Annotated in this window: 20 protein-coding genes, 1 tRNA gene and 1 pseudogene; 4 read left to right on the forward strand and 18 right to left on the reverse strand. The window is 61.2% G+C overall.

The window, feature by feature from the left end; translation table 11 throughout:
• Positions 1-178 precede the first annotated feature (178 nt).
• The 13 genes and pseudogenes from Q4P21_RS08230 to Q4P21_RS08290 all read right to left on the reverse strand — a co-directional run bounded on the left by Q4P21_RS08230 (position 179) and on the right by Q4P21_RS08290 (position 13,754).
• Positions 179-574: an FKBP-type peptidyl-prolyl cis-trans isomerase gene (locus Q4P21_RS08230; protein ID WP_303388303.1), complete on the reverse strand. Its 396-nt coding sequence runs from the start codon at positions 572-574 to the stop codon at positions 179-181.
• A gap of 41 nt (positions 575-615) precedes the next feature.
• Positions 616-1,548 carry an FKBP-type peptidyl-prolyl cis-trans isomerase gene (locus Q4P21_RS08235; protein ID WP_369598878.1) on the reverse strand — a complete coding sequence of 311 codons (933 nt, stop codon included), beginning with the start codon at positions 1,546-1,548 and terminating at the stop codon, positions 616-618.
• Positions 1,549-1,804: 256 nt separating this feature from the next.
• The gene (locus Q4P21_RS08240; RefSeq protein WP_303388305.1) at positions 1,805-2,836 is read right to left on the reverse strand and encodes an FKBP-type peptidyl-prolyl cis-trans isomerase; all 1,032 of its coding nucleotides are present in this window, start codon (positions 2,834-2,836) and stop codon (positions 1,805-1,807) included.
• A gap of 102 nt (positions 2,837-2,938) precedes the next feature.
• Complete coding sequence (pafA, locus tag Q4P21_RS08245) at positions 2,939-4,312, reverse strand: Pup--protein ligase (protein ID WP_303388306.1); 1,374 nt, start codon at positions 4,310-4,312, stop codon at positions 2,939-2,941.
• An 89-nt stretch (positions 4,313-4,401) separates the two neighbouring features.
• Positions 4,402-5,166, reverse strand: coding sequence for a proteasome subunit alpha (gene prcA / locus Q4P21_RS08250; RefSeq protein WP_303388307.1), 765 nt, complete (start codon positions 5,164-5,166; stop codon positions 4,402-4,404).
• Complete coding sequence (gene prcB, locus Q4P21_RS08255; RefSeq protein ID WP_303388308.1) at positions 5,166-6,002, reverse strand: proteasome subunit beta; 837 nt, start codon at positions 6,000-6,002, stop codon at positions 5,166-5,168. Before prcB ends, prcA begins: the two co-directional genes overlap by 1 nt.
• 6 nt (positions 6,003-6,008) lie before the next feature.
• Positions 6,009-6,215, reverse strand: coding sequence for a ubiquitin-like protein Pup (locus Q4P21_RS08260; protein WP_207345393.1), 207 nt, complete (start codon positions 6,213-6,215; stop codon positions 6,009-6,011).
• Between the two features lie 140 nt (positions 6,216-6,355).
• Positions 6,356-7,132 (reverse strand): hypothetical protein, encoded by a 777-nt coding sequence (locus Q4P21_RS08265; protein ID WP_303388309.1) that lies wholly within the window; start codon positions 7,130-7,132, stop codon positions 6,356-6,358.
• 38 nt (positions 7,133-7,170) lie between these two features.
• Complete coding sequence (gene dop / locus Q4P21_RS08270) at positions 7,171-8,748, reverse strand: depupylase/deamidase Dop (RefSeq protein WP_303388330.1); 1,578 nt, start codon at positions 8,746-8,748, stop codon at positions 7,171-7,173.
• Between the two features lie 14 nt (positions 8,749-8,762).
• Positions 8,763-10,436 (reverse strand): annotated as a pseudogene (arc, locus tag Q4P21_RS08275) (proteasome ATPase); the annotation flags it as partial.
• Between the two features lie 156 nt (positions 10,437-10,592).
• Complete coding sequence (locus Q4P21_RS08280) at positions 10,593-11,744, reverse strand: tRNA (adenine-N1)-methyltransferase (RefSeq protein ID WP_303388311.1); 1,152 nt, start codon at positions 11,742-11,744, stop codon at positions 10,593-10,595.
• 109 nt (positions 11,745-11,853) lie between these two features.
• The gene (locus tag Q4P21_RS08285) at positions 11,854-13,020 is read right to left on the reverse strand and encodes a site-2 protease family protein (RefSeq protein ID WP_303388312.1); all 1,167 of its coding nucleotides are present in this window, start codon (positions 13,018-13,020) and stop codon (positions 11,854-11,856) included.
• Positions 13,017-13,754 (reverse strand): HAD family phosphatase, encoded by a 738-nt coding sequence (locus tag Q4P21_RS08290; protein WP_303388313.1) that lies wholly within the window; start codon positions 13,752-13,754, stop codon positions 13,017-13,019. Before Q4P21_RS08290 ends, Q4P21_RS08285 begins: the two co-directional genes overlap by 4 nt.
• A 143-nt stretch (positions 13,755-13,897) precedes the next feature.
• Here Q4P21_RS08290 and Q4P21_RS08295 point away from each other — a divergent pair, with 143 nt between their 5' ends.
• Entirely contained in the window at positions 13,898-14,743 is an 846-nt protein-coding gene (locus Q4P21_RS08295; protein ID WP_303388331.1) for a PAC2 family protein, read from the forward strand.
• Positions 14,744-14,775: 32 nt separating this feature from the next.
• Here Q4P21_RS08295 and mshC read toward each other — a convergent pair whose 3' ends face one another.
• Positions 14,776-16,059 carry a cysteine--1-D-myo-inosityl 2-amino-2-deoxy-alpha-D-glucopyranoside ligase gene (gene mshC, locus Q4P21_RS08300; protein WP_303388314.1) on the reverse strand — a complete coding sequence of 428 codons (1,284 nt, stop codon included), beginning with the start codon at positions 16,057-16,059 and terminating at the stop codon, positions 14,776-14,778.
• A 22-nt stretch (positions 16,060-16,081) separates the two neighbouring features.
• A complete protein-coding gene (locus tag Q4P21_RS08305) occupies positions 16,082-16,918 on the reverse strand; it encodes an undecaprenyl-diphosphate phosphatase (RefSeq protein ID WP_303388315.1) in 837 nt (278 codons plus the stop codon).
• Between the two features lie 104 nt (positions 16,919-17,022).
• On the opposite strand from Q4P21_RS08305, the gene Q4P21_RS08310 reads away from it, so the two are divergent.
• Positions 17,023-17,958, forward strand: coding sequence for an aldo/keto reductase (locus tag Q4P21_RS08310; protein ID WP_303388316.1), 936 nt, complete (start codon positions 17,023-17,025; stop codon positions 17,956-17,958).
• Between the two features lie 8 nt (positions 17,959-17,966).
• On the opposite strand, the gene Q4P21_RS08315 is transcribed toward Q4P21_RS08310, so the two are convergent.
• Positions 17,967-18,278, reverse strand: coding sequence for a hypothetical protein (locus Q4P21_RS08315; protein ID WP_303388317.1), 312 nt, complete (start codon positions 18,276-18,278; stop codon positions 17,967-17,969).
• Between the two features lie 131 nt (positions 18,279-18,409).
• On the opposite strand from Q4P21_RS08315, the gene Q4P21_RS08320 reads away from it, so the two are divergent.
• Positions 18,410-18,649: a DUF5703 family protein gene (locus Q4P21_RS08320; protein WP_303388318.1), complete on the forward strand. Its 240-nt coding sequence runs from the start codon at positions 18,410-18,412 to the stop codon at positions 18,647-18,649.
• 15 nt (positions 18,650-18,664) lie between these two features.
• On the opposite strand, the gene Q4P21_RS08325 is transcribed toward Q4P21_RS08320, so the two are convergent.
• Both Q4P21_RS08325 and Q4P21_RS08330 read right to left on the reverse strand, forming a co-directional pair.
• Positions 18,665-19,843, reverse strand: coding sequence for an acyl-CoA dehydrogenase family protein (locus tag Q4P21_RS08325; protein WP_303388319.1), 1,179 nt, complete (start codon positions 19,841-19,843; stop codon positions 18,665-18,667).
• A gap of 11 nt (positions 19,844-19,854) precedes the next feature.
• Positions 19,855-21,159 carry a M20/M25/M40 family metallo-hydrolase gene (locus tag Q4P21_RS08330; protein WP_303388320.1) on the reverse strand — a complete coding sequence of 435 codons (1,305 nt, stop codon included), beginning with the start codon at positions 21,157-21,159 and terminating at the stop codon, positions 19,855-19,857.
• A 191-nt stretch (positions 21,160-21,350) separates the two neighbouring features.
• Here Q4P21_RS08330 and Q4P21_RS08335 point away from each other — a divergent pair.
• Positions 21,351-21,433, forward strand: a tRNA-Leu gene (locus tag Q4P21_RS08335).
• Positions 21,434-21,485 lie beyond the last annotated feature (52 nt).

Consider the following 21,485-nt stretch of genomic DNA (forward strand, 5'->3'; position numbering starts at 1 on the left):
CGGCGGGTTCCCAGCAGCGCGATCACCAGGTTCAGCAGGCGTTCAGTGGCATCAATTTTTGTGGACACAGTGCCCACAGTACTAGGCCCGGGGCCCCGCACTTAAAGCACAGCTTAAAGCACTGCGGCCCCGATTCCATGATCGGGGCCGCAGCAACTTGTAGAAATCCTTGGCGTGCCTAGCGCACACCCACCAGGTCCACAACAAAGATCAGTGCTTCGTTGGGGGCGATGGCACCTGCGGCGCCACGTGATCCGTACGCCAGTTCAGAGGGGATCTCCAGGCGACGGCGGCCACCGACCTTCATGCCCAGCAGGCCCTGGTCCCAGCCCTGGATGACCTGCCCGACGCCGGCCCTGAACTCCAGCGGCGTGCCGCGGCCCCAGGAGGAGTCGAACTCTTCGCCGGTGGAGAAGGCAACGCCCACATAGTGGGTGGAGACGGTGTTACCGGCGACCACTTCGGTTCCGGTGCCCTCAATCAGGTCCTCAATAATGAGTTCCGTGGGGACGGCGTGGTCCGGGAAATCGATCTCGGGCTTGGTGCGGTCAAAGTTGCTGTTTCCGAAAGACATGGTGCTCCTTAGGGTGGAACTAGAGTTGGAATTGCTGATGTTTACTGAATGCCAAGAATATCAACGACGAACACGAGGTCGCCCTTCGCCTTGCCCTGTCCCCCGTCACCGTAGGCGAGAGCCTTGGGGATGACGAGCAGCACCCGGGAGCCCACCGTTTTGCCGGTCAGGCCCTGTGTCCAGCCCTTGATGACGTTGCTGAGCGGGAATGTGGCAGGGGTACCGCGGTCAAAGCTGGAGTCAAAGACTTCCCCGCCAACAAAGTTCACGCCCACGTAGTTGGCAACAATGGTGTCCGTGGCCTTCAGTGCTGGGCCAGTGCCGGTGATCAGGTTCTGGGCCACAAGTTCCGTGGGAGCCTTGGCATCGCCGATGGTGATCTGCGGGATGCCCTTGTCGTTGTCCTTCACGGTGGGCAGGCCCGCTGGCGGTGTCACCGTTTTGCCTTCAGGCTTGGTGAGCGGCTTGGCCACATCGGTGGCGGACTCGATTTGAAAAACGGTCAACGTGGCGGGCTGAGCAGGCTGTGCGGGTGCTGCGGTGCTGCCTTCCACTGCGGGCGTTCCGGGGAATGCATAGGCGACGAAGGAACCGACTTTTGCCCCGACGAACGTCGAGTAGACAAGCGGGTTGGTGTTTTTGAACGCGTCGTCAAAGACCAGGCTTTGTCCAGCAGGGTCCGAGAAGCTGTTCCCGTTGCTGACTCCATCTGCCGTATTGAAGCCAATGGCCTGCAGAATGACTGCCTGGCCGGCCTTGACGGGCTCACCCTTGCCCTGCGTCACAACTTTGATCGATTCGGCCTTGACCTCAAGTGGATGGTCAAAAGTTACTTTAGGGGCCTTTCCCTTGCCTTGGTCCTCGACCTTCACGGAAGCAAGGGCTTCCGCGTTCGACGGCGGAATGCTCACCGAGGCGCTGGCTGACGCATCTGGCCCGGAGGTGTCGGACGAGCCTTGGGAACAAGCACTCACAAGGAGCAGTAAGGGAAGAAGCAGTGCAAGAAGTCGGCGCACAGAAACACTTTCGATGGCTGGATCATGGGCAATGCCACTCAGCCCGCACAGTGCGGGCCTTGCAACGGTGGTACTAACGATTTGCGGCAATGCATCCGGCCACGGTGGGCACTACAAGCATTGGGCCGCCAACAGCTTATCCGCTGAAGCTGAAGAAAAGCTGTTGGCAGTCCACGCGTGCCGATCCAGTGTGGAGATTGAACTCCAGGCGTTGCTAGGCTTTGGAAACAATCTTGACCACAAACACCAGTGGTCCGGCTGGCCTGCTCAAACTTCCCGCCTGATAGTCGAACAACATGTTGGCTGGGACGGTCAGCTGTATGGTGGATCCCACCTTCTGGCCTGTCAGCCCAACCAACCAGCCCTCAATGACCGTGCGGAAATCGAACGTGTCGGCAACACCACGGTCGTAGGCGGAATCGTACTTGTTGCTATCAGCCCACGTCCAGCCCGTATACAGGGCAGTGAATTTATCATTGGGTCGGATGGTTTCCCCGGTTCCCTCGGTCAGCACCTGCACGGCAAGGTCGGTCGGAGCGTCGGTGTCCGGGATGGTGATGCTGGGAACGCCGTTGGCGTCAAATGTTGCCACGGGCAGCTTGCCTTCAGCTGCAAGTGAAGCAACCTCACCCGCGCTGAGGACCAGGGGCATGTTCGGTGCATCTTCGGCACTTTCCACCTTGTAGATCATCAAGGTGGCATGCTGGGCCCATGCTGGCGGGTTCTCGCCGACGTCAGGTTTGGGGACTGCTTCAGCCACGTAGGCGCCGACCTTGGCACTGATGAATGCGTTCACCAACGTCGGGGAATTTACGTGGTAGCTGGGGCTGAGCATGCTTTCATAGCCCGCCGGCTGGGTGAAGTTCTCCTGGACTACTTCCCCCGTGTCGCCATCAATGACGATTGAGCGGTGGAAGATCTTCTGGCCCAGTGCAATCTGTGCACCGTCGCCGTCAGACAGCACGCCGGCCGTCAGCTTGTCAACGGTCAGCGGCTTCTCGAAGATGATCTTGGGGACATTCCCGTCACCTTGGTCGACAACCTGCACTGACGCGAGCACGCCCAAGTCCACCGGCAGGGCGCTCTGGGGCGTGGTGGGGGATGCAGTGGGCGAGGCGCTGGGCGGGGCTTCAGAGGATGGCTCGAGCGGTGTGGGTCCCGCGTCACCCGGAGGCTCCGGGGACCCTTGCGAACAGGCACTCACGAGGAACAACAGGGAAACAAACAGAGCTAGAAGGCGGCGCATGGGAAACACTTCCTGTGGCTTGGCTGATTCTAAGACAATGAATCCCTTCAGCCTTGCACGGACCCCGGATCCCGGCCACCCTCGGAGCCGAACCTTTACAGCTTAGTAACCGCCCTGTAATGAAGCGATCAGCGCATCAACGCGCTCGTCCTCGTGCTTGAAGGGGTCCTTGCACAAGATGGTCTGGTGGGAGCGGTCGTTGAGTTTCAGGTGTACCCAATCGACCGTGTAGTCGCGCCCGGAGTCACGGGCTGCGGTGACGAATCGTCCGCGCAGGTGGGCCCGGGTTGTGGCTGGTGCTTCGTCAACGGCTGCGGCGATATCTGCTGCGGAGACCACCTTGCGTGCCGATCCGCGCCGTTCCAAAATGTTGAATAGTCCGCGCTCGGCAGAGATGTCATGGTAGCGCAGGTCCAGCTGGGCAACTTCGGCGGAAGTCAGTTCCACGTTGTGTCGCGTGGCGTAGGAGTGCAAGAGCCTGCCCTTGATGGCCCAGTCAATCTCAGTGTCAATGCTTGAATGGTCCCCGGATTCGACGGCGTTAAGCGTGCGTTCCCAAAGTTCCATAATCTGCGGGACAAGATCATGATGTGCCCCGTGCGAGCTGATAAAGGCTGACACTTTTTCAAGGTAGTGGCGCTGGATCTCAATCGCCGTCATGGTGCGGCCATTCGCCATCTTCACGGGATGCTTGCCGGTGATGTCGTGGGAAATTTCGCGAATGCTGCGGATGGGGTTTTCCAACCGCATGTCACTCATGATGGTTCCTGCTTCGATCATGCGCAAAATCAAGTCGATGGTGCCGACCTTGAGCATGGTGGTGGTTTCGGACATGTTGGAGTCGCCCACAATGACATGCAGCCGGCGGTACAGCTCTGCGTCGGCGTGAGGTTCGTCGCGGGTATTGATGATGGGCCGCGAACGCGTCGTCGCTGAGGACACACCTTCCCAAATATGGTCTGCACGCTGGGAGAACGCGTACTTTCCACCTTGTTGGGCGGGGAGCACTCGTCCGGCACCTGCGATCAGCTGCCGGGTCACCAGGAAGGGGATGAGGATGTCCGCCAACCGCCCAAACTCGCCCTTGCGGGTGATCAGGTAGTTTTCGTGGCTGCCATAGGAGTTCCCTGCGGAATCAACATTGTTTTTGAACAGGAAGATTTTGCCATCGTAGCCCTCCAGTTCAAGCCTGCTCTGGGCCTCCTGGACAAGGTCATTCAGGATTGTCTCCCCCGCCCTGTCGTGGGCGATCAGCTGTGCGACGCCGTCACATTCGGCGGTGGCATATTCCGGGTGGGAGCCCACATCCAAGTACAGCCTTGAACCATTGGGCAAGAAGACGTTCGAGGAACGGCCCCAACTTACGACCTTGCGAAAAAGGTACCGCGCCACTTCCTCAGGGGACAGCGGCCGCGAGCCGGGTGCCGAATACGCCACGCCAAACTCCGTTTCAATACCAAATATCCGCCGGTCCACCAGGCACGTCTCCTTAGGTTGTTCAGTCGTTCAGTGTCTATTACTGCGTGTTCATTGCTCAGTTGTTGCTTGGCTTGTTGCCAGCTGCGTTAATCCTCAGCGAGCTCAGTGGCTACCGCAGCGGCATCGAGGCGTCTAAACGCCCTGTGCGCACCACGCACCCGGGATGAGTTACGGTCAAGCAGCGCCACTTCCAACGACCCGGCGCCCAGATGCAGGACTGTTGTAGGCGCAACGCTGCCTCCACTGCCCGTCGCTGCCACATCCGTGCGAGCCGCATCAACGCGGGGAGCTTCCAGCGCGGAAACTGCCCAACGCAACACTTGGCGCAGGCTCGCCCCTGTTTCCCAGTGCTTCCCCAGGTCAGCCTGCACAACATCGGCCTTGCCACCCATGGCCAAAAAGCCTGATTCGTCGGCAATGGAGCCATCAAAGTTCAGCCGGAACAGGTGGTCTTCGCTTTGGCGCACGCCCACCTCTGCGACGGCCAGTTCAACTTCGAAAGGCTTTTGCTCCGCCGTGAACACCGTGCCGAGACTTTGGGCGTACACGCTGGCCAGCCCGCGAGCCGTTACATCCACCCTGTCGTAGGAGTAGCCGCGCACATCGGCGTACCGCACACCGGCTTGGCGCAAGCTTTCAAACTCGTTGTATTTACCGACGGCGGCAAACGCGATGCGATCGTAAATCTCGCCGATCTTGTGCAGTGTCGGTGACGGATTTTCAGCCACGAGGGCTATCCCATCCAAGAACGAGGCAACCACTACGGACTTGCCCCGGGCAATTCCCTTGCGGGCAAAGTCCGCCCTGTCCTTCATGACCTGTTCGGGGGAAACATAGAATTGCTGCGCCATTATGACTCCCTGCGTTCCAAGCTGCGCCGCGTCACCATGGTTTGGACCACCATGGCCAACGCGTCATCGCCAACCCTCGTGGCGCCGTCGTGCGTCACCACGTAAACCACTGGCCACAGGCGCCGCACAAGGTCCGGCCCGCCCGTGGCGGAATCATCGTCCGAGGCGTCGAAAAGCGCCTCGATGGCCACCTCCACTGCCTGCTGTGCAGTGAGCCCCGGGTGCCACAGCTTTTTCAAGGCGCCGCGGGCAAACACCGAACCGGAGCCGACGCTGTGATGCTCAAGCTCTTCATACCGGCCGCCGGTGACGTCGTAGGAGAACAGCCGCCCGACAGCCTGGTCGGTTTCAGCACCGCCCGTTTCAATGCCGGCGAACAGCGGCACAACCGATAACCCCTGCAAGGCCATGGGCAGGTTCGCGCGGACCATGGCGCCGAGCCGGTTCGCCTTGCCTTCAAGGCTGAGCAGCGTGCCTTCGATTTTCTCGTAGTGTTCAAGTTCCACCTGGAACAGGCGCACCATGTCGATGGCGATGCCCGCCGTGCCGGCAATGCCCAGTACCGAGTATTTGTCTGCGGGGAACACTTTTTCGATGTGCCGGTTGGCGATCATGGAGCCCATGGTGGCGCGCCTGTCCCCCGCCATGAGCACGCCGCCTTCGAAGGACAGCGCAACAATGGTGGTCCCGTGCGGGGTTGCAGGCATGGTGCCTGCAGGCAGTGCGCGGCCAAAAGGCAGCAGCCCCGGGTTGTTGCGGCTCACGTGGTCAAGGAACGACGACGAGGAGCCTGCGCCTTCCAGCGCCGGAAATTCACTCCTGCTGTGGGCGTCCATGGAAGCCTACTGTCCGCCCTTTTGTACGAACCCGCGCACGAACTCTTCGGCGTTTGACTCCAACACGCCATCAATTTCATCAAGGAGGTCGTCAACGCCCATGGTAGCGGCCTGCGCGGCAGCCGAATCGGCGCTGGGGGCGGGCACCGGCAGGTCTTCGATGTGTTCCTCTTGGGGCCGGGAGGAGACGTTCTTCTGTTCCTGTGAAGCCATGATGCGTCCTTCTAACGTATTTCCCAGTGCCGGGTTCGGCACCTGATCCCATCCTGTCACGGACGTGCCAAGAATGTGCCGCCCAGACGCGTTTGCGAAGATCACATCAACGCCTGAACGTAATAACCGGTGCGCGGAGTTTAGGACGCTGCGAGCACTTTGTTTACCAGCGTGCCAAGTTCCGGCGCCGCACCTTCATCCACAGCTGGGCCCAGTTTGGCCACAGTCACCACCAGCCCGCCCTGCAGTGCCTCCACCATGGCTGTGTGCAGGGACGTGTTGTTGGGCAGGTCTTGGCTGATCAGCATTGCCGTTTCCGTGTCTGCGTTGGTCTCCACGGGCAGTTGCGCCAGTGTGGTCTGCACCGTTTGCCCGGCAACGGTCAACGAGAAGCTTGCACAGTCGGGACGGTTCTTGGTGCTTTCAGCCAATTTGGCGGCCAGCACGGACGGATCGGCGCTCATCAAGGTGACGATCGTGGCGGTTGCTGTTGCCTCGTCCTGCCAACTGCCTGCGGCGTAGACACTGCCCGCTGGAAGCTCGGCGTTGCTGGCGGCAAAAACACGGCAGGACTCGGGAGTGATCCCGGCCCCATCCAAAGCCAGCTTTTGCATGCGCTGCCCTTCTGCCATGTCAGTAGCGGAAATCATGGACAACGGCTCTCCGGAGTCGTTCTTTAACGAGGCAAGGATCGCCTCAAGAGCCCCCTGGTCCAGCTGCCGTGCCGGTGCGTGGGTGGATTCGGCTACTGCCGGTTCCGGGCTGTTCGGCGTCGCAACGCTTTGCTGGCTTGGGCCCTCCTGCCCCGGACTTGGACTACCCTCTGCTGGTGCCGGTGCCGGCCCTGCACAGGAAGCCAGTGCCAGAATGGCCGCAGTTGCGAGCGAAAAAACGGTTGAGAAACGTGAGATTGCCATCGTGTCCCCTACGATCGGTTGAAGTAAAAAAGTACGTTCTAGTGTGTGTCGGCCAGCAACTGGGTCAGGAAATCCTCCAAGCCGGAATTTCTATCGAAAAGTTCGGCTGTGAGTTCCTGCGTCCCGCGCAGTGGTTCCTTCGTGGAAACCCTTTGCAGTCGGCGCAACTGCGGAACCTCAAAGATGACGGAATCCCAACTGGCCCCCACCACATGGGCCCCAAAGTCCTGGATGCACCGGCCACGAAAGTATGCCCGCGTGTCCGCCGGCGGTTGCAGCACGGCTGCAGCAATGGACCCCGCACTGACCACCCGCTGCATGCGTCCACGTTCCAGAAGTTTGTAGTACAGGCCCTTTTCGGGGCGGATGTCAGACCATTGCAGATCGATAAGCCCCATGCGGGGATCATCCCATTCCAGACCGTCGCGTTTCCTGTACTGCTGGAGCAGACTCAGCTTTGCCACCCATTCCAGCTGGTCGGCAAGGCTCATGGGGTCAGTGCCCAGCGCAGTGAGCACTTCCTCCCACTTTGCCAGCACCGCCGCCGTGTAGCCGTCACCCGTTTCAGGGTCGGCTGAACCGTTGGCTTCGGAGTGGGCCTGCGCCGCTTTCAGGTAGCGCCACTGAACATCCAGGGCCGTGACACGGCTACCATCTTTCAGCAGGTGTGTCTGCTGCTGTTCCCAGTCGTGGCTGATCGCGCGCAACGAAGCCACGGGGTCTGCGAACTGAAGCACCGGTGCCGTGCCGTGTTCAATCATGTCCAGTACCAGCGCCGTGGTGCCGAACTTCAGGTAGTTGGACACCTGGCTCAGATTGGCATCCCCAATGATGACATGGAGGCGGCGGTACTTCTCGGCCACCGCGTGCGGCTCATCACGGGTGTTGATAATGGGGCGGCGAATGGTGGTTTCCAAGCCCACTTCAGCTTCAAAGAAGTCCGCCCGTTGGCTGATCTGAAAGCCCACTCCGGAGCCGTCCTGGCCAATGCCCACGCGCCCGGCCCCGCACATGATCTGGCGCGTAACGAAGAACGGCGTCAACCCGGACACGATATTGGCAAAAGGCACGCTGCGCGGCATGAGGTAGTTTTCGTGGCTGCCGTATGACACCGCTTTGTTGTCGGTGTTGTTTTTATACAGGTTGATCTCGGGAACGCCGGCGGTGGCAGCTATCCTGCGCACGGCCGCCAGCGCCACAAGGTCCCCTGCCGCATCCCACCGCACTGCATCCAGCGGATTCGTCACCTCAGGTGAGGAGTATTCCGGGTGCGCATGATCCACGTACAGCCGGGCACCGTTGCCCAGCACCATGTTCATCATCAACGGCATGGTCGTGTCGCCGGTTTCCCCGCCTTCCAAAGCAATCTGGGCCGCGGTGAGGTTCGGTTCGACGTCGGTGAGCTGGCTGGGGTGTGCCGCTTCGCGTGGCAGGGACCAGCCGCGGGCATCTGCCAGCGGATCCTCGTCGGTGTAGTCCCAGCGGGTCTCCCCACCTGCAGCCGCACGGTGGTTTGTTTCTCGCGAATAGGCGTGCACCACCTGGGTGGAGAGCCACGTGGCGTTGTACTGCAACGTGCCCGGAGAGTGGATGCCGTACTCCGTTTCGGCACCCATCACCCGCACAACACTCACAAGTACTGCCCGGTGTTGGGAAGGGTTTCCAGCGTCTTGCCGGGAACCTGGCCTTCCTTGCTTTGCACAATGGTGCGGATGTAGGTGATCCGTTCACCCTTCTTTCCGGAAATGCGCGCCCAGTCATCGGGGTTCGTGGTGTTGGGCATGTCCTCGTGCTCGCGGAATTCGTCCACCACGGCCCGGAGCATGTGCTCAATCCGGATGCCCTTTTCACCACTGGTCAACAAGTCCTTGATGGCGTACTTCTTGGCCCTGTCTACCACGTTTTGGATGACGGCACCGGAGTTGAAGTCCTTGAAGTACAGCATTTCAGTGTCGCCGTTGGCGTACGTGACTTCCAGATACTCATTGGACTTGTCCGTGGCGTACATTGCCTCGACCGTGCGCTGGATCATGGCGTCCACCGTCTCCTGCAGACTTCCGTGGTTGGCGGCGAGGTCGTCACTATGGAAAGGCAACGTGGTGGTGACGTACTTGGCGAAAATGTCGGCCGCTGCCTCCGCGTCAGGGCGCTGGATCTTCACCTTCACATCCAGCCGGCCGGGGCGCAAAATGGCCGGGTCAATCATGTCTTCACGGTTGGAGGCACCAATGACGATTACATTGTCCAACCGTTCCACGCCGTCAATCTCGCTAAGCAGCTGCGGCACGATGGTGGTTTCCACATCTGAGGAGACCCCGGTTCCGCGGGTGCGGAACAAGGAGTCCATCTCGTCAAAGAACACCACGACGGCGCTGCCGTCGGAGGCCTTCTCACGTGCCCGGCTAAAGATCAGCCTGATCTGGCGTTCAGTTTCCCCCACGTACTTATCGAGGAGTTCAGGACCCTTAATGTTCAAGAAGTAGCTCTTCTGGTCCTTGACGCCGGAGCGTTCACGGGCCCGTTTGGCGAGCGAGTTCGCGACTGCTTTGGCAATGAGCGTCTTGCCACAGCCGGGAGGGCCGTAGAGCAGGATCCCCTTGGGTGCCTTGAGCCCGTGCTCCAGGTACAGGTCTGGATGCAGGAATGGGAGTTCCACCGCATCACGGATCTGCTCAATCTGTGAACTCAAGCCGCCGATGTCGGAGTAGGAGATGTCCGGAACCTCTTCGAGGATCAGGTTTTCCACTTCGGAGCGCGGGATCTTCTCCAGCGCATAGCCGGTGCGCCCGTCGATGGTCAGACCGTCACCTACTTTAACGGCGCCGCCTTGCAGAACTCCTGCCAAACGGACAACGCGTTCCTCGTCCGCGCGCCCAATGACCAATGCGCGGGAGTTTCCCAGCAGTTCCTTCACCGTGGCAAGTTCTCCCACGCGCTCGTAACCAAGGGCGGCAATGACGACGAAGGCCTCATTGAGCAGGACTTCCTGGCCAACGTTGAGCTCATTCAAGCGCAGCAATGGACTCAGACTCACCCGCATTTTGCGCCCCGAAGCGTAAATGTCAAGACTTTCATGCGTGATCGCTGTGGCCTTGCCGGAAAGTGCCAGCGGCTTGTTGATGGCGATGATCGTGCCAAAGCCATACGGCGGTTCACCGTCATTTTCCAGTGCGGAGCGCAGCTTGAGGATTTCACTCTTGGTGGTCTCCAGCATGGCTACGAGCTTGGCATTGTTTTGCGTGGCCGACGCCAGCTGCCTGTCCAAGTTGCGGGCCTTGTCACGGAGCACATTGAGCTGCCGTTCAATGACGGCCTGCTGCCCGGGGCCGGTTACATAACTGTCCCCATGCGAACCCGGGGCAGGGTTGTCTGAAGTGGGGGTGCCTGGGGACGTGTGCATTGCGTCGTTGCTCATGACCATCAATCCTTCCGCGGCCGTGAAGGGCCGCTACTGCCAATTTTAGTGCCTATGCGCTGGGGGCCAGTTCCCTGACCTCCCAGCCGTTTCCGCCCAGCCGTTTCCGTTGCCGGCTGTATTCTCCGTTGCCTTGTCGGTGACTGTGCCGAGGGCGGCGTCTGGGTCCTTGTCCTTGCTCTTCGTGCGTTTCGTTTGCACGGTGGAGGAGGCATCCCGGGCCGCGCGGCGAAGCTTCCGGTCCGACACGGCCCTCTCCCCCACGGCTGCCGGAGTCCACGCATCAAGGTCTTCCTGGGCGAAGTCCGTCTTGGACGCGCGGCGCTTTGGCGACATGCCCGTCACGCCGTCCGCCAGACGCCGGGTCACCATGAGGAAGCCCGTGTGGGCCACCATGCGGTGGTCCGGGCGCACTGCCAGACCTTCAAGGTGCCACCCGCGCACCATGGATTCCCAGGCATCGGGTTCGGTGAAGCGCCCGTCGGCGCGGATGGCCTCGGCTGTGCGGGAGAGCTGGGTTACCGTGGCGACGTAGTTGATCCACACGCCGCCGGGAGCCAGCACGGTGGCCACGGCGTCGAGGCATTCCCAGGGAGCCAGCATGTCAAGGACCACACGGTCAATGCTGCCGGGGGCTTCCTGCGCCACCACTTCGTCCTGGAAGTCGCCCAGGGAGATCTTCCATGCAGGGTGCGGGCCGCCGAAGATGGTTTCCACATTGCCGCGGGCAATGTCAGCGAACTCTTCACGGCGTTCAAAGGAATGCAGGTAGCCTGCGTCGCCCACCGAACGCAGCAAGGAGATGGACAGTGCTCCTGAACCCACACCGGCCTCAACCACTCGGGCTCCGGGGAAGATATCACCCATCGTGATGATCTGCCCAGCATCCTTGGGGTAGACCACTGCGGCCCCGCGCGGCATGGAGAGTACGAAGTCCGAGAGCAGCGGGCGCAATGCCTGGTACTGCTGGCCCACGTTGCTTTCCACCATGGAACCCTCAGGTGAGCCGATCAGCAGATCGTGGTTCAGGAATCCCTTATGAGTGTGATACGCCGTGCCTGGTGTCAGCGTGATGGTGTTCATGCGACCCCGCTCGTCTGTCAGCTGTACGCGTTCGCCGGCGCGGAACGGTCCGCGGCGCTGTGCGGCACCGTGCGGTGCCTGGGCGGGTTCTGTGGTGGAACCGGGGTGATTCATGACTAAATCCAATCGTGTTTGTTACTCGCAGAAAAGTTGTGGGGACGTGCTGTTGCGGCCGGGGCTGTGGCGGCCGGGTGCCGGGGGCAACCGGTCATGAAGCCTGAAGTCAATGGACCGGCTTGCCGGTGATGGCCGCAACCACTTTGGCCTGGCTGAGCAACCCGGTGACTCTGCCCTCGAGGTTGATGACGGCGTATTCGGTGTCGGGGAGTTTGGCAAGGTAGGCCACCAGTTCCTCGCCCGCAGCCGCTTCAGGAACGTAGGCGCCCGTCGAAAGTGCGCGCGCTACGGCACTTGAGGGGGTGGATTGGGCAGCCTGCGGAGGGACGTTGGCCAGTGCGTTTTCGTCAACGACGGCGGCTGGGCGGCCGTCCGCGCCGTAGAGCACTATGGGTTCAGCACGGTGTTCGGCCCGAAGCGTCCACAACTGCGCCACCGTGCATTGGTTCGAGGCGCTCACTGCCGGAACGGCCAGCGCCGAGGCGCTGATGGCTGGCAGCCGCAGCCTGATGCTGGCGGCCTTGATGGAGGAAGACGCCCCCAGCCACAGGAAGCCGGCTAACAAAATGACGATGAAGGACGTGGTCAGGTCAGGCTGGCCGCCCATCATATAAGGCACCGCCAGTACGGCAACCACAAGGACCACCACGATGATCCGGCCAGCCCAACCGGCTGCGATGGTGCCTTTCTCCTGGACACCGGTGGCCTTCCAAACGATGGACTCCACCAGACGCCCACCGTCCAAGGGAGAGCCGGGCAGCACGTTGAACAAACCAATCAGCAGGTTGGCCCAGATGAAGATGTTCACCAGCAGCAGGGCAATGGAGCCGCCCATGGTGATTTGGTCCGCGGTTGTGGGGGAAGGAATTGCCGTCTTGACGAGCCAGCCCAGTCCAGCCAGCACAAAGTTGGCGACGGGTCCGGCAAAGGCAACCATGAGTGCCTTGCCGGGGGTGGCCTTGCTGAAATCGAACTCGGTATGCCCGCCCCACAGATTCAGCACGATCTTGTGGGTGGTCCACCCGAACATTTTTGCTGTCACAGCATGGGCCAGCTCATGGATGAACACGGAGAACAGCAACAAGAGCGCATAGGCAAAAGCCACCGGATACGCCCAGTTCTGGAAGCTTCCCTGCAACTGCGGGCCGAAGATCAGCACCGTCACGGCGGCTATCAAGAACCAGGAGTTGGCCAAAATAATGGGCGTGCCCTTGACCGAGCCAAGGACCAGCCCCTCGCGACGCTTCGGAGCGCCGTGTGCGGGATCGCTCACAGAGCAGCCCCGGCGGAAGCTGCGTGGGCAGCCAAAACTGTTGCAACGTCGTCGTACGTCCGGCCGGCCAACGTGGTCCACAGGGTGCGACTGGGGTCCGCAGGCAGTGGGACGGCGTTCGGAACCGCAATGGTGGCAACTCCGGAGGCCACCGCTGAGGCCACCCCGGGCACTGAATCTTCAATGGCGACACAATGGTTGCCGGTCAGTTCCGGATCGGTTTCACGCAGGCGCTCAACGGCCATCAAGTACGGTTCGGGGTGGGGTTTGCCGTTCTCCACCTCGTCTCCAGTGATGAGGAATTCGAAATAGTCGCCGTCAAGGGCGTTGACCACTTCACTGGCCAAGTTGCGCTCGCTCATGGTGACCAGCGCGCAGCGCACGCCCCGACCATGCAGTTCGGCCAGGAGTTCGCGCGCACCCGGGCGCCAGGGCAGTTCCCTGCGGACGCCGGCAATCACGGAATGGGACAGGTGGTCCACGATCTCACGCACGGACAGTTGCACACCGGCGTCCTGGAGGACGGCTGCAGTGGATTCCAGTGCGTTGCCCACAAGACCCATGGCCTTTTCCACGTCCCAGTGTCCGCCGTGTTCGGTCACGAGCCCGATTTCGGCCGCGATCCAGTAAGGCTCGGTGTCAACAAGGGTCCCGTCCATGTCCCACAACACGGCTTTGAGCGGTGGTGGCGTCGTAGTCGCATCGGGCACAGCGGCTGGAGAGGGTAAAAGCATGCCTCCAGTCTACGGGTCATGGACGGTGGAAAGGATTTCGGCTCCGGATGCGCGTGGTGCATGGTGCAACCCGCACCGGTGCGCCGTAGGCTGAGCGTGTGAGCAGATTTGACGAGGGACTCTCCGGCGAGACCGGACGGTGGCTGCAAAAGGCACCCGGCGAAGACCGGGTGACCGTACTGCTTGCCGCTTTCGAAGGCTGGAACGACGCCGGGGAGGCGGCCAGCGACGCGTTGAAATACCTGCATAAACTGTGGGGCGCCAAGAGGGTGGGCGTCATTGAACCCGATGACTACTACGATTTCCAATTCACCCGCCCCGAAGTCAGGCTGACCTCCAACGGCGGGCGCAAAGTCAAGTGGCCCGTAACGAAGATTGCCAAGGCCAGTATTCCCGGCACCGACATCGACGTCGTCTTGGTGCACGGGGTGGAGCCGTCCTACCGGTGGCGCGCCTACACAGCCGAGCTTTTAGCCAAGGCCGCCGAACTACATGTGAATTACGTTGTACTGGTAGGCGCGTTGCTGGCTGATGTGCCGCATTCACGACCCATTCCCGTCACGGCAACATGCGACGACGACGAGCTTGCCGAGCGCATGAAGCTGCAGCCGTCCCAGTACGAAGGTCCCATCGGCATTGTTGGCGTGTTGAACGAGGTGGCCCTATTGGCGGGCCTGCCCACCATTTCATTGTGGGCGGCGGTGCCCCACTATGTGGCGCAGGCGCCCTCCCCCAAGGCCCAGCTGGCACTGCTGAACCGCATAGAGGATTTCCTGCATGTTCCGTTGTCCGCCCCTGAATTGGCAGACGATGCTCAGGCTTGGGAGCGTGGGGTCAACGACCTGGCTGCCGGGGACCCTGAAATCTCCGCCTACGTCCAGCAGTTGGAAGAGGCCAAGGACACAACGGAGCTACCCGAAGCCACCGGGGAGTCCATCGCCCAGGAATTTGAGCGGTACCTGCGCCGCCGGGGCCGCGAACAGCCCTAACGGCGCAGCCGCTTTCTGTAGATCGTGACGCTTTACAGTGCTACGCCCAGCAGGGCCTCGATGGCATCCGAGATCAGGTCGGCATCATGTTCGGAGGCCTGCTCCGAGGACTCCGCAGTTGCGGCCCAATCGTCGACGGCGGCCAACGCGCGCGGTGCGTCAAGGTCCTGGGACAGCGCTTCCCGCAGTTCGGCCAGGACGATTTTCCCCGTCCCAACTGGTGAATGAAGCAGGGCTTCACGCCAGCGCTGGAGGCGGAGTTCGGCGTCGTCAAGCAGTTCCTGTGTCCAGAACCAATCAGTGCGGTAGTGGTGTGCCAGGATGGCCAGGCGGATGACGGCAGGGTCAACCCCCTCGGAGCGCAGCACGGAGACCAACACCAGGTTGCCCAGGGATTTGCTCATCTTTTCGCCGTCCAGGCCCACCATGCCGGTATGGCTGTAGTGCCGGGCCATGGGGGTCTCCCCCAAGGCAAAGGCGTGGCCGGCACCCATTTCGTGGTGCGGGAACACCAGGTCGCTGCCACCACCCTGAACGGTGAAGGGGCTGGGCAAAAAGCGCCGCGCAATGACAGTGCACTCGATGTGCCAGCCAGGGCGACCCGCCCCCAGTGAGGCACCGTCCCATGAAGGCTCGCCGTCCCGGGCAACGCGCCAGAGCAGGGCGTCAAGGGGGTGGCGCTTGCCGGGGCGCTGGGGGTCTCCGCCGCGTTCGGCAAAGAACGGCAGCATTTCTTCCTGCGTCAATCCACTGATCTGGCCGAGCCACCAAGGCGCTTGCAGGTCGGGATCATGCGATGCGGCAGAGGCGGCTTCGACGGAGAAGTAGATGTCGCCGTCGGGCGCCCCGTCGGCGCCAACGACTGGGTAGGCCAGTCCTGCGGCAATGAGGCTTTCAACCTCGGGCACGATCCAAGCAATGGACTCAACGGCGCCAATGTAGTGATCAGGGGCCAGCACGTTCAGGGCTTCCATGTCCGCTTGGAACAGGGCCGTCTGGGACGCGGCGAGTTCGCGCCAGTCGACCCCGTCGCGGTTGGCCCGTTCGAGTAGGGGATCATCAATATCTGTGACATTTTGCACATAATTGACGGCACGGTTCTGGTCACGCCAGGCCCGGTTCAGCAAGTCAAAGGCCACATACGTTGCGGCGTGGCCGATGTGGGTGGCGTCGTACGGGGTGATGCCGCAGACGTAGAGGCTTGCCTTGTCCGAGTCCGGCAGCGGAACAACCCGCTGTTGGGTGGTTTCATGCAAATGGATGACCGGCATGGTGCCGGGCAGCTGAGGGAGGGCAGGGGACTTCCAAGTTTTCACAGTGCCAAGCTTACAGTTCCCGCTACGCGGTGATGACGCCGGCACCCAACAGGAGGTACAGGAAAAGTCCCAAGCCGATCCGGTACCAGACGAAAGGGCGGAAGCTCTTGGTGGAGATGAACTTCAGGAACCAGCCAATGATGAAATATCCCACAACGAACGCGATGATGGTGGCCAACGCAATTTCGCCGATGCCGAACGGACCTTGGGCGCCTTCGTGCTTGGCGAAGATTCTGTACAGCTCATAGAAGCCGCTGCCAAACACGGCGGGGATGGCCAGCAGGAACGAATACCTTGCTGCCGATTCACGGGTGTAGCCCATCAGCAACCCGGCCGTGATGGTGCCTCCGGAGCGCGACACTCCAGGAATGAGGGCCAACGCCTGGGCGAAACCGTAAATGATGCCGTGCTTGTAGCTCAAGTCCTTGAGTTCCCTGCTTTGAGTGGCGACGGTGTCGGCCACGGCCAGGATCAGTCCAAAGACGATGAGTGTGGTTGCTACAAGCCACAGGTTCCGCAGCGTCGATTCGATTTGGCTTTGGAACAGCACCCCCAACAGGGCGATGGGGATGCTGCCAATGATGACGAGCCAGCCCATGCGCACGTCCGGCTCGTTGCGAGCCACCCGCCCGCGCAGTGACCCCCACCAGGCCTTCACGATGCGGACAATGTCCCGCCAAAAGAAGACCAGCACGGCAGTTTCCGTGCCGAGCTGGCTGACTGCGGTAAAGGCCGCCCCAGGGTCCGCACCAGAGGGCAGGAACTTGCCGACGACAAAAAGATGGGCGCTTGAGGAAATCGGGAGGAATTCGGTCAGGCCTTGGATAAGGCCCAGGAAGGCCGCTTCAAACCAGTTCACGGGTTCAGCCTAAAGCATGCACGGGCAGGAGGGGTTCAGCGCCGCTCCCGGCGGACGTCATGGTGGCGCACAACGCCCGCACAGTTCACCGTAAGCTTGCAGGTATGGAACAACGATTCATGGGCACCAGCGGTTTGCGTGTCTCTGCCCTGACTCTGGGCACAATGACCTGGGGTAATGAGACGGATGCACAGTCTGCTGGAACCATGCTGCGGGACTTTATTGATGCCGGCGGCACCACCATTGACACAGCCTTCAGCTGCGCTGAGGGCCGCAGCGAAGCCATTTTGGGCGAGTTACTCGGTGATGTTGTTCCACGCAGCGACGTGGTGTTGATGTCAAAGGCCGGCATCAGCCACCGCAATGGAAAACGCATGGTCGACACCTCTCGCCGAGCCATGCTCGCAGGACTTGACGCGTCACTTGCACGGCTGGGCACAGACCACCTGGACCTGTGGCTTGCCCACATCTGGGATGAGAACGTTCCCCTGGAGGAAACCTTGGGTGCCCTTGAATTCGCGGTGAGCAGCGGCAGGGTGCGCTACGCGGGTGTGTCCAACTACAACGGATGGCAGCTGGCACGAGCGGCAACCCTGTCCGAGGTGCCCCTGGTGGCCAACCAGATTGAATACTCGCTGTTGGAACGCACTGCCGAACAAGAAGTCATCCCTGCGGCCGAGCATGTGGGTGCCGGTTTGTTGTGCTGGGCGCCGCTGGGCCGGGGTGTGTTGACGGGGAAGTACAGGGGGCAGATCCCCGCCGATTCCCGTGGAGCCAGCGCCACCATGAGCGGTTATGTGGAAAAGTATCTGGATGGCCGCCCGGCCAGGATCACCGAAGCCCTTGTAACAGCGGCCAAGGGGCTGCGCCGCACGCCATTGGATGTGGCTTTGAGCTGGCTGCTGGAGCACCACGGTGTCACCTCTGCCGTGGTGGGCCCCAGAACGCACGGACACCTCAAGGAAGTGCTTTCGTCCTCTTTGGAACCACTGCCGGAACAAATCACGACGGTACTGAACGAGGTTTCCAAACTCAACTAGGACAACTTTCAGTCCTTGTGCTGGGTGCTTTCCTCATCATCGTCGTCATCATCACTGTCATCGTGAGTGTCGTCATCGTCGTCATCATCGCTGTCATCATCGTCGAAGTCACCGTCGTCTTCTCCGTAGATGACCAATGGCGTAACCTCGTCAAACGCGTCAAAGAGTGCCTCTTCGTAGGCTTCAAAGGCATCGATGATGCCCAGGAACGTGGCCTCGACAATGGGGTCTTCTTCACCCCGGCGCGCGGAAGCCGCCACCAGGTGTTCTTCCAATGCCGAGGTCAGTGCACTCAGGGCTTCACGGGGATCAATGCTCATGCGCATGACGCTACCAGTGTGCCAGCCAACTTGAAAGTCCTCTTTTCCATGGAAGCTGCCGCCCTGTTGCGGAAGGGGGTAGCGTTGGAAGAAGACGCATGGTTCACTGGCCGTGGACGAAAGGAACTTCCATGAGGGAAACGCTGAAACCGGTATTGACTGGCAGTGGGGCACCGCTGCGCCAATACGAATACCTGGTGATTACAGTCTCTCCCGGTGAGCATGTTCCCACCGCCTACCAACGACTGCGTGAACACGCTGAATATGGCAAGTGGGAGCTTGCCCGCAGCACTCTCTATATGGGCGGGCAGCGAAGGTATCTCATGCGCCGCAAGGTGCTGCGCGTTGAGCGGACCCTCAACGTCTACTAGCGTGCCCTCCCCGCCCTATTTCTCGATGGGTCCCAACCAGGCGCTGGCAATAGTGGAGTGGGCAGACTCGTCGTCCGAGGGGTGGAAGATCCCGGCGAGCACGTCCCTATACAGGCGCCCCAGTTCATTGCCGGCAAAGTAGGTCCCGCCACCACTGACGCGGATGATCAAATCAACGACAGTTCGCGCTGTTTCGGTGGCCCTGATCTTCAGCCCCACCATCTGTGGGAACCACTGAGTCCCGTGGTCGACAAGGTTGTCCACATCCCGGGCCACCGAAGCAAGTTGCGGGTACAGCCCGTCCATGGCCAGCGCCGCGTCGGCAATACGCCAGCGGATATCTGGATCCTGGGCATACGACTTTCCGTCGTACTTTTTCGATATGCGCTTTTTCACGGTGGACACGCCGATATGCAGCGCCCGCTCCCCCAAGCCCGTGTACACGGCAGCCAGCAGCGTCTCGAAGCAGGCGAAGATGGAGAAGATCAACGGGTCGGCGTTGGGTCCCACCGGCAACTTGCGGAAGACGCGTTCGGCCGGTGCCACCACGCCGTCGAGCACGGTGGTGTTGGACTGGCTGGCCCGCATGCCCAAAGTGTTCCAGTCGTCCTTGATGGTGAATCCGGGGGCCTCGCGGGCGATGAAGGCGTGCACCAGCACCGGCTCCTGCCCCGTGGAATCCTTGCCAAAGATGCCAAGGCGCGTCCATGCGGGAGACAACGACGTGAAGATTTTCGTCCCGGTAAACGAGTAGCTGCCATCCCCCAGCGGCTGCGCCACCGTATTGGAGTCAAACAGTACGGAGTCATTGCCGGCCTCGGAGTTTCCAAAGGCAAACACCTCCCCGGCCACGGCCTCCTGCAGCACATAGTGCAAGGAGTCGTCCCCCCGCTTTGCCAGGAGATGCGCGACGCCGGTCCACACCAGGTGCATGTTGATCGCCAGTGCGGTGGCCGGGGCGGCTGTTGCCAACCTGCGTTGAGCGGCAGCCGCCTGTTCCAGACCAAAGCCGAGTCCGCCGTCGTCCTTGGCAGCGAACATGCGCAGATAGCCTTGCGCCTTCAGTTCAGCCAGGTCTTCGAAAAAGAACTCGTTACGCTCGTCGTAGCCCTTGGCTCGGCCCCTGAACCGCTCAAGGAGGTCCGCGGGTAGAAGGTCGGTCAATGCAGTGGTTTGTGTCTCCGTGGTGCTCATGGTGTGAATCCTCAGTAGGTGCTCAGCAGGCGGTCCAGAACGCGGGCGCCAAATTTTAGCGAGTCGACGGGGACGCGTTCGTCGACGCCATGGAACATGCCGGTGAAGTCCAACTCGGGGGGCAACTGCAATGGGGCAAAGCCGTAACCGGTGATGCCCAGCCGGCTCAGGGATTTGTTGTCTGTTCCCCCGGAAAGTGTGTAGGGCAGCACGGTGGAGCCCGGATCCTCGGCGTGCAGGGAATCGATCATGGCGTCGACGAGGTTGCCTGCGAACGGCGTCTCCAGCGACACGTCATTGTGGATGGTGGAAATATCCACACCCTCACCGGCCAGTTCTCGGACCACTTCAAGGACATGTTCGTGCTGTCCCGGCAATGTGCGTACATCGATCATCGCCTCCGCCATGCCCGGAATCACATTGGCTTTGTAGCCGCCGTTCAGAAACGTCGGGTTTGACGTGTTTTGCAGCGTTGCACCCACGAAGCGCGATACCGTGCCGAGCTGGTCCAGCAGGACATCTGGATTGGACTCGTCGAATTCAATGCCTGTCAGCTCGGAAACCCCTTCCAGGAACGCTCGCGTGGTGTCGGTGTATTCAATGGGCCACCGATGGTCGCCGATCCGGGTCACGGCACGGGCCAGGCGGGTCACTGCGTTGTCGGTGTTGATGTGCGAGCCATGGCCAGCCCGGCCATGGGCCGTGAGGCGCAGCCAGGCCAGGCCCTTCTCAGCCGTTTGCAGCAGATACGCGCGTTTGCCGTTGATCTCCGTGGAGAAGCCGCCCACTTCGGAGATGGCTTCAGTGGCACCTTCAAAGAGGTCGGGCCTGTTGTCCACGGACCAACGGGCGCCGTAGGTGCCGCCGGCTTCCTCATCGGCGAAGAAGGCAAACACAATGTCACGTTTGGGTTTGCGCTTTTCCCGTCCCATGGAGCGCATGACGGACAGGATCATGGCATCCATGTCCTTCATGTCCACCGCTCCCCTGCCCCATATCAGGCCGTCGCGGACTTCTCCGCCGAAGGGGTCCATGCTCCAGTCCGCCGCTTGGGCGGGGACAACATCCAAGTGTCCGTGGACCACAAGTGCCGGCAGGGAGGAGTCGCTTCCCTCAAGGCGGGTGACCACGTTGGCCCGTCCCGGTGAGGACTCATAGAGTTCAGCGGACAGCCCGGCATCGGAAATCAGTGCAGCAGTGTGCTCGGCAATGGCACGTTCCCCGGGTCCTTCGTTGTCAGCAAAGTTGCTGGTGTCGAACCGGATGAGATCGGCGCAGATGCCCGCAACTTCATCCTCGGGCCTGATGGTGTTCACGGGCAATCTCCTTAGTGCTTGGCAGTGCCTCCACCCTACCGTTTCCGTTGATTCCGGCAGTTGGCGGGTAGGCTGCACGGGCAGGGGGTACTCGATTGTTCTTTCATCCGAAAGTCGTGCTATTGTTTTCATCGCTGCTGCGGGAGACAACGATTCAACCGAATGGAAGAACCAGTGTCCTGCGATCACCTGCGCGGGTGGCGGAATGGCAGACGCGCTAGCTTGAGGTGCTAGTCCTGGAAACGGGGTGGGGGTTCAAGTCCCCCTCCGCGCACTGACAGACTCCCTGGGAACCACGGTTCCCAGGGAGTCTTTTTGTTTGCCGG

Source organism: Arthrobacter sp. (assembly GCF_030540645.1).
GTDB lineage: Bacteria > Actinomycetota > Actinomycetes > Actinomycetales > Micrococcaceae > Specibacter.